Raw genomic sequence first — 9859 nt, 5'->3', positions numbered from 1 at the left:
GCGGTGGGGTAGTCGGTCTTGGCGGCGAACGTGCCGTCACCATTGTTCAAGAGCACCGACGCCGTACTTGCGGAGAAGTTCGCGGTGACGATGTCCGGGAAGCCGTCACCGTTGAAGTCACCCACCGCCACCGCGGCAGGGCTGGAGCCGGTGGGGTAGTCGGTCTTGGCGGCGAACGTGCCGTCACCATTGTTCAAGAGCACCGACGCCGTATTTGCGTTGGCGTTCGCGGTGACGATGTCCGGGAAGCCGTCACCGTTGAAGTCACCCACTGCCACCCCGTCAGGGCCGGCGCCGGTGGGGTAGTCGGTCTTGGCGGCGAACGTGCCGTCACCATTGTTCAAGAGCACCGACGCCGTACTTGCGGAGAAGTTCGCGGTGACGATGTCCCGGAAGCCGTCGCCATTGAAGTCACCCACTGCCACCCCGTCAGGGCCGACGCCGGTGGGGTAGTCGACTTTCGGTGCGAAGGTCGCGGTTGCGGCCTCTGCGGTCCCGGCCCCCGGGAACAGCCCCAGAACCACCCCGGTCATCACCACCGCCACGAGCAGGGCGAACCTGCCCCGCATCGCGCCGGTCGTCTGCCCTGACATCATCGTCTCTCCGATCCTCGCAAGGCCCCGAGAGGGCCGCTCGAGCGGTGCCACCCAGGCGGGCTGGACGACACTGAGGCACACTGCCAACGGCACACGCCCAACCACCACCCGACACCCACCACCAGAGCCGAGAACACCCGATGAGCCCACGGACTGGGCATGGTCACCCCTTCGCCCCCTTCGCCCTGAAGCGAACTCGGGCAAGCACCTTGGGCCAGGGCACTTCTCATCTATCGCGACCGTCCATGGGCGGCGTTCGCGGGTGTCCGCCGCTGTCCGTGGGCGCTGTCACGCAGTTGGGCACTCAGGGATCCGCCCGTGCCGGCACTCACCGGTCCGCTCGTCGATGCCGTGTGGGGGCTGGAGGGCTGCGGGGACGAGGAAGCCGATCCCGACTCCGCGGTGAAAATGACGGAGAGCGTGGCTGGCTGCTTCTGCACCTGCCCTCGGATCGACGCCGACGACTCGTGCAGGTGCTCGCGGACCTGGCCGAGCCCACCACTCTCCCCAGCTCCCTTCCCGTCCGCCGTCGACCCACACACCGTGGAGCAGGCGTGGTTCCTGGCGTCCAGGTGGAGCGCCCTGCTGGACGAACGACCTGGACGCCAGGGGCCGCGTCTGCTCGGCTCTGCCTGGGTCGACGGTGGACGACGTCACCGGCGGCACGCTCGTCGTCCTCCCCGAGGGAGGGCCGCACGCCGGGGCAGGTGTCGTGAACCGCATGGCCGCGATCGGAGTCACCGTCAGCCATGCCGTGGAGCAGCCGGAGCCACGGCAGGCGACCGCCGAGGAAGCGTCGCTACTCGGTATCCAGAAAGCCGCACTCGTGACGCACATTCGGCGGACGTACTACAGCGATCAGGGCCGACCCGTGGAGACGGCGGACATCGTTGTGCCCGCAGCGCACTGCGAGATCGTCTACGAGATCCCGATCAACCGATAGCGGGCCGACCCCTGGCAGCTCCAGAGCAGTGCCCCCCGCGTGCCCCTTCCGTGCCCGATAGAGCGGGAAACCAGGGGGAACAGCGGTACCTGGCAGGGAACGGGCACGGCAAAGGCCCCTGACCGTATCGCCTGGTCAGGGGCCTTGCACCTGCGGTGGGTGTGGGATTTGAACCCACGGTGACATCGCTGCCACGACGGTTTTCAAGACCGTTCCCTTAGGCCGCTCGGGCAACCCACCCCGCGTCATCGGTCCATGAACCGGGGTTGACGCGAGGACAGCCTAGCCGGTCAGCTGTCGCCCTTGCGCTCCCCCAGGGTGACTTCGGTCGTTGCCGTCCTGCCGTCGCGCTTGTAGGTCACGGTCACCCGGTCGCCGGGCTTGTGGGTCCAGATCTCACCGATCAGGGTGGGCCCGCTGTCGATCACGGTGTCGTTGAACTTCGTGATGACATCGCCCGCCCGGAGACCGGCCCTGGCCGCGGGGCCGTCCTTCGACACGGCTGTCGTACCGCCCGCGCCCTGGTCGGAGATGACCGCGCCGCCGGTCCTGCCGTCCATCATGACCGTGGCACCGATCACCGGGTAGACCGGCTGGCCGGTCTTGATCAGCTGCTGGGCGACGTTCGTCGCCTGGTTGATCGGAATCGCGAAGCCGAGGCCGATGGAGCCCGCCTGGGTCTGGCCGACGCTGCTGCCGGCCGACTGGATGGCGGAGTTGATGCCGATGACCGCGCCGCGCGAATCGAGCAGCGGGCCACCGGAGTTGCCCGGGTTGATCGAGGCGTCGGTCTGCAGGGCGCTCATGTACGAGTTGCTGCCACCGGAACCGTCACCGGAGGCGACCGGCCGGTTCTTGGCGCTGATGATGCCCGTGGTCACCGTGTTGGACAGACCGAACGGGGCGCCGATCGCGATCGTCGAATCGCCGACCGCGACCCGGTCCGAGTTGCCGAGGGACAGCGGGGCGAGCCCCGACGGCGGGTTCTTCAGCTTCAGAACGGCGACGTCGTAGCCCTGCGCCCGGCCGACCACCTCGGCGTCGTACTTCTTGCCGTTGGAGAACGTCGCCGTGAGCTGGCCGCTGTCCGCCGCGGAGGCCACCACGTGGTTGTTCGTGAGGATGTGGCCTTCCTTGTCGTACACGAAGCCGGTGCCCGTACCGCCCTCGCCGTCACCGCCCTGCGCGTCGATGGTGACCACGCTGGGCAGCGCCTTGGCGGCCACGCCCGCGACCGTGCCGGGATCGCGCTTGAGGTCCTGCGGATCGGCCGACGCCGAGACCGTGGTCGAGCCGTTGCCGCCGTTCCGGTCGGCCGCCCAGTAGCCGAGTGCGCCGCCGATACCACCGGCGACCAGCGCCGCCGCCACCACCGCGGCCACCAGGGCGCCGCCCATGCCCGGCTTACGCGGGCCTTCGGGGGAGTGGAGCTGAGCCGGGGCACCCCAGACCGGACCGCCGGGCTCGGCGCCGTGGTGCCCGTACGCGGGGACGACGGGAGGGGGCGGGGGCCAGTTGGCTTCGGCGGCCGACTGGAACCCGGGGGGAGGGGGAGGCGCGGCCGGAAGGGGAGCCGTGTGCTCAGTCGTGTCGGCCGGTTCGCCCATCGGGGCGGACGGCTGCCGCGCGGTCGCCGCGTCAGACGCCTCCGGGTGCGTCGCCGGAGCGGGCGTGGGTCCCTGTGGGGACGCGGGCGTGCTCCCGGGCGGCCCCTGAGGAGCGTCGGCCGGCACTGGAGGTACGGACGGAACGGGCGGAACGGCCTCGCCCGCAGTGCCCTCGTTGCCCTCGTTCTCTGTGCTCACAGCTCTTTACTCCTCGGTTCCACATCATTTTTCGGCAAGAGATCCGCTGTGTACGTGTCCCGGGACAGCTTTTCCCACGACACGTCAGGCCACTGTAAGCAGGACCTGTGCATCCGCACGCCAATCTTTACATCCGGCAAAACGGACCCCCGGTGCGAGGCGCGCGGAGTCGCGGCGCGAGCTGTACCCAGCACTCCCTCCTCGGTGACACCATGACGCAGTGACCCACGCACGGCAGCAATCCACGCACCCTCCCATCCAGGTCATCGCCCACCGGGGCGCGTCCGAGGACGCCCCCGAGCACACCCTGGCCGCCTACCGGAAGGCGATCGAGGACGGCGCCGATGCCCTGGAGTGCGATGTACGGCTCACCGCCGACGGTCACCTCGTCTGCGTACACGACCGCCGGGTGAACCGCACCTCCAACGGCCGCGGCGCCGTCTCCGCACTGGAACTCTCCGCGCTCGCCGCCCTCGACTTCGGTTCCTGGAAGGACCGCGAGGAGTCGGAGTCCCCGGACTGGGATCCGGTGCCGGGGGAACTCACCTCCGTACTCACCCTGGAACGGCTGCTCGAACTGGTCACTGACACACGGGCCGCCGGGCGCCCACTCCAACTGGCCATCGAAACCAAGCACCCCACCCGCTGGGCGGGCCAGGTCGAGGAGCGGCTGCTGCACCTGCTGAAGCGCTTCGAACTCGACGCGCCGCCGGCCGACGGCCCGTCACCGGTGCGGATCATGAGCTTCTCGGCACGCTCCCTGCACCGCATCCAGGTCGCGTCGCCCACCCTGCCCACCGTCTATCTGATGCAGTTCGTCTCGCCACGCCTGCGTGACGGACGACTGCCGGCGGGGGCACGGATCGCCGGTCCGGGGATGCGGATCGTACGCAGTCACCCCGGCTACATCGAGCGCCTGCACCGTGCGGGCCATCGCGCACACGTCTGGACGGTCGACGAACCGGAGGACGTGGAGCTCTGCATCGACCTAGGAGTCGAGGCAATCATCACGAACCGCCCGAAGCAGGTTCTGTCACAACTGGGACGCTCTTAACATCAGTTACACGGAGTACACCGGCGCATTCGAATCGTATTCGATCGTTACGAGTGCGTCACTGGCAGGCGATTGGCCGGTTTCCGGTCCAGCCCAGGGGGGCATCCACTCCGTGGCGTGGGGCAAAGGAGGTCTCGGGGGTGGCGTTGGTGGTGGCACAGGAAGTGCCCACGTCGTCGAGCATGGCCGTACCCCATGGCCCTGCGGGCGTGGGTCAGGCGCGGCACCGGATGCGTGAGCAATTGCGCAGCTACGGGGTGCCGGATTCGGTCGTCGACGATGCCGTATTGATCCTTTCCGAACTACTCAGCAATGCCTGTCGGCACGGCAGGCCACTGGGGCGACACACGGATGTGGGTGACGGCGACATCCGCGCCGCATGGCGCGTGGACAGAACGGGCGGGCTGACCGTCGAAGTGACGGACGGAGGCGGTCCGACCCGACCAATTCCGGCCACACCGTCGGTGACGGCGCGCGGTGGCCGCGGGCTCAACATCATCAGCGCGCTCGCCGAGGAGTGGGGCGTACGCGACAGCGTTTCCGGCGAAGTCACCGTGTGGGTCCTCGTGAGCGAGGGGCACGGTCGGGTGCCGGGAGTACCGGGTGTGCCAGGGCTCGACGGGCTGGGCTTCGCGGACGGCTTCGACGGCGTGGGCTGACGTTCCCACACAGACACGGATACAGGTACGGGCACGGCTACGGGCACGCGCCCAGCTACGGGCACGGGAGAGTGTGCGACGACTGCGGTACGAGCACCCGCACCGGCACACGGATCGGTGGGCGGATGTACAGGCGCCCAGGCCGACGGGCATACGCGCGGGCGCTCCGTACCCCCGTAACCGCCGGGCGCGCGGACGCATGTGCCCCGGACGCGACACGGGCCGCTAGGCTCGCGGCCCAGACCGCACTGTCGCAATCGGGAGAAAGCCCACCATGGCCAAGAAGCGCCCTCAGACCAAGGCCGGGAAGCAGCAGCTCAAGGATGGCGAGATCCCGGTGGTGGGGGCTCGCGAGCCCTGCCCGTGCGGTTCGGGCCGCCGCTACAAGGCGTGCCACGGCCGCGCTGCCGCCCAGGCCGTGACCGAGCTCGTCCACCGGCCCTTCGAGGGGCTGGCCGGCGAGTGCGACTGGGTCGCTCTGCGCGAGCTGGTGCCCGCCGCCACGGTCGAGCTGACGCTGAAGGGCGGGCTGCCCGAGGGCGTGCCCTCGGTGACGCTCGCGACCGTCCTTCCGATGGCATGGCCGGCGCTCCGCCGCGACGACGGTTCGGTGCTGCTCGCGCTGCAGAACGACACCCCGTCCGGTGACCTCAGCCGTGACCTCGCGGACACGCTGCAGCGAGCACTGGCCGCCGTGCCGGGTTCGCCCGTGGCCGCCCGGCGCGCACCGGCGGAAGGTCCGCGGCTGCAGGACCTGCTCGACCCCGGCGCGGCGTTCGAGCCCATGGTCCACTCCGGCTTCGAGTTCTGGGTTCCGGACGCGGAGAACGCCACGCCCGAGGTGTCCGCGTCCCTGGAGCGGGCGAACGAGGCGGCGATCCCGACGTCGCGGCTCTCCGGCGTGGACGCCGCGTACTGGTGCGAGACCCCGGAGAAGAACCACCTGCGCTGGGTCATGCCCCACCCCGAGGAGCAGCTCCTCGACGCGCTCGCCCGGCTGCACGCCGCCGGCACCTCGTCGCTGGGCGAGGGGACGCGGCTGGTCGGCTCCTTCCGGGCACACGGGCTGATGGTCCCGGTCTGGGACCTGCCCAGTGCGATGGGGGCCGCTGAGTGCGAGAAGCCCGCGGCCGAGCTCGCCGAGCGGCTGACCGCGGCGCTCGCTTCGGACGCTCCGCTCACCGCCGAGGAGAGGCGGGCCCGCGGCGGGCTCACCAACCGCCAAGTGACGCTCAGCTGACAGTGACGATTCCCGGGGCCGTACGGTGATACGCGTCACAACTCCCCGCACTCGCAGGTAAATCGCTGTCCGAATACATGAGATCGAATTTGCGAACGGCAGATCTCTTGTTACCGTTCTAGAAGCCCGGTCGCTGGTGCATCCCCCGTCGCCAGCGATCGGGCATCCTCATTTCCGTATACGGCGCACAGCGCACGGCGCGGCACACGAACCCGCGCACAACCCCCTCGCCGGTACGCCTCCGGGCCACGTTGCCCCTTCTTCCACGACCGGCCCAGGCTTCCCAGCACCTGCGTGCCGCCGTCAACCCGGCACACCAGAGGCGTGATTGACGGCACGTCCGTCTCCACAGCGGCCGCACACCCGGAAATGCTTCGCGAATACCTTCCACAGAATTATTCGAATAGACTTTCGAAGAATCCCGCGAGGGGGATTCGGAAGATCCATCAGAAAGCCCTGCGCCGGCCCGCTTTGCAGCGGCAGACTTTGCATCGGCCGACAAGAGAACGAGGGTGCAGAGAACCGGGGCGGAGAGTGGATCCGGAAAAGCCGCACGACCTCATCCGCGAACACCCACCGACCTCGATTGCCCCCGTGGATGCCTGTCGCCACTGACGACAGGCATCGGTTCCGCCCGAATTCCTGACGACCCGACGGGGATATCTACGGAATATGGACGCCCGGCCCCGCACGCCCCTTTTGTTACGGTGACCCGGGTCGACTCACGCCCGAACGAGCGAGCCGACCACCAGTCAGTAGGCGAGCCGACTGCCACCGTCCGGCGCTCCGTTGCTCGCCTCGACCAGCGCGTCGAGCACCGCGCCCACATCCGGCAGCCAGGGCGCGGCGGGCCCGGGAGCGGGGACGGAGGCTCCCCGGTTCGAGCGCGGCCGGGGATCCACTGCGGGAGCCCGCTCCCAGCGCACCTGCCCCGCCCCCACCTCGGACGGCGGAAGAACGAGATAGCCGCCCTCACCATGGAACCGCAGCGAACTGGGCACCCAGTCCTGGGCGTGCAGCAGCTCACCGAGCCGTTCGAGGGTGTACGGGGCGACCAGGATGGACCACCGGGTCGGCGTCGCCACCACGGGGCCGAGCCGTGCGCCCATCCGGTCCAGCTCGGCCAGCGCCCGGGCGGCGGCCACGGCCGGCAGGCTCAGCGCGCACGGGGCACGGCCGCCGGTGGCCAGCACGATCGGAGCGGTGGGGCGGTTCGTCCACCACCAGCGCACCATCCGCTCGTCGGTGGTCGCCGCGAGGAGACCGGGATCGAAGGGGTGTGCGCCGGGTACGACGCACTCGGGATCGGGACAGGCGCAACCACGGCCGCGGTCACCGCGGCCACCGGCCGCCTCCGGCCCCACTCCGGGGAGCACGGGCCACTGCCATGCGGTGGCACAGGTCAGGACCGCGTCGAGCTGGGCGGCCCTTCCCTTGCGCCGGAGCCGGAGCCTGCGTCGCCTACCGAGGATCTCGCGCATGAGCGCTCGTTCCTTTCCGTTGAACGCCGAGGGTCCACATCACACCACGTGCACGTCACAACACGCGTTCGTCACTTCACTGTGCGTACATGCTCTTCAAATCTGCGGTACGGGTGGGTCGTCGGTACCGAGCATGGGCCGAGCCTGGTCGAGCAGGGGCGAGACGGGTCCGGACACGATCATGGCGAGGAGCGGCGCATGTATCGCGCCTGTCGTCCCACGGTGCAGACCCCGCCACTCGGGGGTGGGGCGCGGCCGTCACAAGAGAGGACGTCCGGGCCCGCTGCCGGGTTCCGGGGCGATCAGAACTGCCCCTGGTCATCATCGATTACGTACCCAGCATGCCCGAAACGACGCTCCCTCCGGGACTTCGCCCCGAGAACACCCCTTGTCGAGCACAACCAGTCGACCGCAAATAGCCGCCACAGGGTGCATTTTTCGGCCAACTTGACAGTAGCTCGGACACCACAAATCCCGCAGGGACAATGCTGGACATCGCCTTACTTGTGCGTGTACATGTGGATGCTACGTGTACATGTGGATGCACTGATAGCGGCGCAGAACGACATGGGGGTTTGCGATGCTATTCGACGAATCGCACCGGCGGGAAAACCGACTGCCATGAGCGCCCCGCACCTGCCGAAAGTGGCTGGAATCGATCCCGTGGTTCCTGTTTCAGCGCACACTGCCGGTTCCGGAGCACCGGCCGCCCCCGGGGGCTTCATCCAGGACCGGCTCGCCGCCTGGATCTCCGATCTCACCACGCTCCACGAACTCACCGAGCGACTGGCCGGAACCAGCACACTCGACGACGCCCTGCACGAACTGCTGGACGCCGGAGCCGCCCTGGTCGGCGCCCGTCGCGGACTGGTCGTGTTCGAACCGTCCGACCGCCGCGGCCCCGTCAGCACCATCGGCCTCGGTCTCGCCCATGCAGAGCTCGGACACATCGAGACGGTGCCGCGCAGCGCCACCTCCTACGGCCGGATCCTGGAAGGGCTCCCGAACACCGAAGGCGCCTTGACCACCCCCGATCTGCTCGGCGACAGCAGCCTCGACCCACGCCGCCACGAGGTCGCCACCCGGCTCGGATACGCCGCCAGCCACGCCCTGCCGCTCACCGCCGAAGCGACCGGCAGGCTCGGTGCCGCCGTCTGGTTGTACGACGAACCCGCCGAACCGCTGGAACGCCAGCGCCATCTCCTCGACCTCTACGCCGGACATGCGGGCGAGCATCTGGCCAGGCTGCTGGAGCTGGAGCGGGCCAGGGCCGATGTCGCCACCATCACGGAGGAGCTGCTGCCCACCCGGCTGCCCCGGGTCCCTGGCGTACAGCTGGCCGCCCGCCATCGCACGGCACCGCAGGGCGGCGGCGACTGGTACGACGCTCTGGCACTGCCGGAAGGCGCACTCGGTCTCGCCGTGGGCTCGGTGAACGGCTCCGGGCCGAGCGCCCTGGCCGCCATGGGCCGGCTGCGCGCCGGCCTGCGAGCGTACGCCGTGATGGAGGGCGAGGATCCGGTCGCCGTGCTCTCCGATCTGGAGCTGCTGCTGCGGCTGACCGAACCCGCCCGATCCGCGACCGCACTGTTCGCCTACTGCGAACCCGCCCGCCGCACGGTCCTGCTGGCCGGCGCCGGCCACACCCCGCCGCTCGTGATCGGCGACCGGCGCACCGAGTTCATCGAGACCTCCCTCTCCGCGCCGCTGGGCATGCTCGCCTGCTGGGAGGCGCCCAGTGTGGAGATCACCCCGGCGCCCGGCGAGACCGTACTCCTCTACACCGACGGGCTGCTGCGCCGTACCGGCGACTCGATGGACCGGGCGTTCGCACGGCTCCACTCGGCAGCGGCGCGCGTACCGAAGGTGCTGCGTGACGACGCCGGATCCGTCGCCGACCACGTACTGCGGACCGTCCTGCCCGACGGGCTCGACCAGGACGACAGCGCGGAGGACGTGGTCATTCTGGCCGCGCGCTTCGACTGAGAACGCAACGGCCCGCCCCGGCCGACTCGTACGACCCTCAGGGCTCCGTGTAACAGGTCTTCCGGCCCTGTGCCCCCTTCCGTACGCCCGTACGA

At 69.7% G+C, this 9859-nt stretch carries 7 protein-coding genes, 1 tRNA gene and 1 pseudogene; 5 read left to right on the top strand and 4 right to left on the bottom strand.

The genetic code is table 11. From position 1 onward, the window contains the following. Positions 1-569: FG-GAP repeat domain-containing protein (locus ACFU8Q_RS02145; protein ID WP_384446788.1), on the bottom strand; the 569-nt coding region annotated here is incomplete at its 3' end. Between the two features lie 676 nt (positions 570-1245). Here ACFU8Q_RS02145 and ACFU8Q_RS02140 point away from each other — a divergent pair. Continuing rightward, positions 1246-1539, top strand: a pseudogene (locus tag ACFU8Q_RS02140) (UTRA domain-containing protein); the annotation flags it as partial. Between the two features lie 153 nt (positions 1540-1692). On the opposite strand, the gene ACFU8Q_RS02135 reads toward ACFU8Q_RS02140, so the two are convergent. Together ACFU8Q_RS02135 and ACFU8Q_RS02130 are read right to left on the bottom strand one after the other, a co-directional pair. Continuing rightward, a tRNA-Ser gene (locus tag ACFU8Q_RS02135) sits at positions 1693-1779 on the bottom strand. Between the two features lie 50 nt (positions 1780-1829). Beyond that, entirely contained in the window at positions 1830-3344 is a 1515-nt protein-coding gene (locus ACFU8Q_RS02130) for a trypsin-like peptidase domain-containing protein (RefSeq protein ID WP_384446787.1), read from the bottom strand. 220 nt (positions 3345-3564) lie between these two features. Here ACFU8Q_RS02130 and ACFU8Q_RS02125 point away from each other — a divergent pair, with 220 nt between their 5' ends. From ACFU8Q_RS02125 to ACFU8Q_RS02115, 3 genes are all read left to right on the top strand, one after another. Next, positions 3565-4398, top strand: coding sequence for a glycerophosphodiester phosphodiesterase (locus ACFU8Q_RS02125; RefSeq protein WP_384446785.1), 834 nt, complete (start codon positions 3565-3567; stop codon positions 4396-4398). Positions 4399-4451: 53 nt separating this feature from the next. Next, a complete protein-coding gene (locus tag ACFU8Q_RS02120) occupies positions 4452-5057 on the top strand; it encodes an ATP-binding protein (protein ID WP_384446783.1) in 606 nt (201 codons plus the stop codon). A gap of 274 nt (positions 5058-5331) precedes the next feature. After that, the gene (locus tag ACFU8Q_RS02115) at positions 5332-6297 is read left to right on the top strand and encodes a DUF5926 family protein (RefSeq protein WP_384446781.1); all 966 of its coding nucleotides are present in this window, start codon (positions 5332-5334) and stop codon (positions 6295-6297) included. A 752-nt stretch (positions 6298-7049) separates the two neighbouring features. Here ACFU8Q_RS02115 and ACFU8Q_RS02110 read toward each other — a convergent pair. Further along, on the bottom strand, positions 7050-7778 hold the full coding sequence (locus tag ACFU8Q_RS02110; protein WP_384446779.1) for a bifunctional DNA primase/polymerase: 729 nt from the start codon (positions 7776-7778) through the stop codon (positions 7050-7052). Positions 7779-8399: 621 nt separating this feature from the next. Here ACFU8Q_RS02110 and ACFU8Q_RS02105 point away from each other — a divergent pair. Next, the gene (locus tag ACFU8Q_RS02105) at positions 8400-9764 is read left to right on the top strand and encodes a PP2C family protein-serine/threonine phosphatase (protein ID WP_384446777.1); all 1365 of its coding nucleotides are present in this window, start codon (positions 8400-8402) and stop codon (positions 9762-9764) included. Positions 9765-9859 lie beyond the last annotated feature (95 nt).

It is taken from the genome of Streptomyces sp. NPDC057543 (assembly GCF_042801895.1).
GTDB lineage: Bacteria > Actinomycetota > Actinomycetes > Streptomycetales > Streptomycetaceae > Streptomyces.
This window is presented reverse-complemented; position numbering and strand designations above follow the sequence as displayed.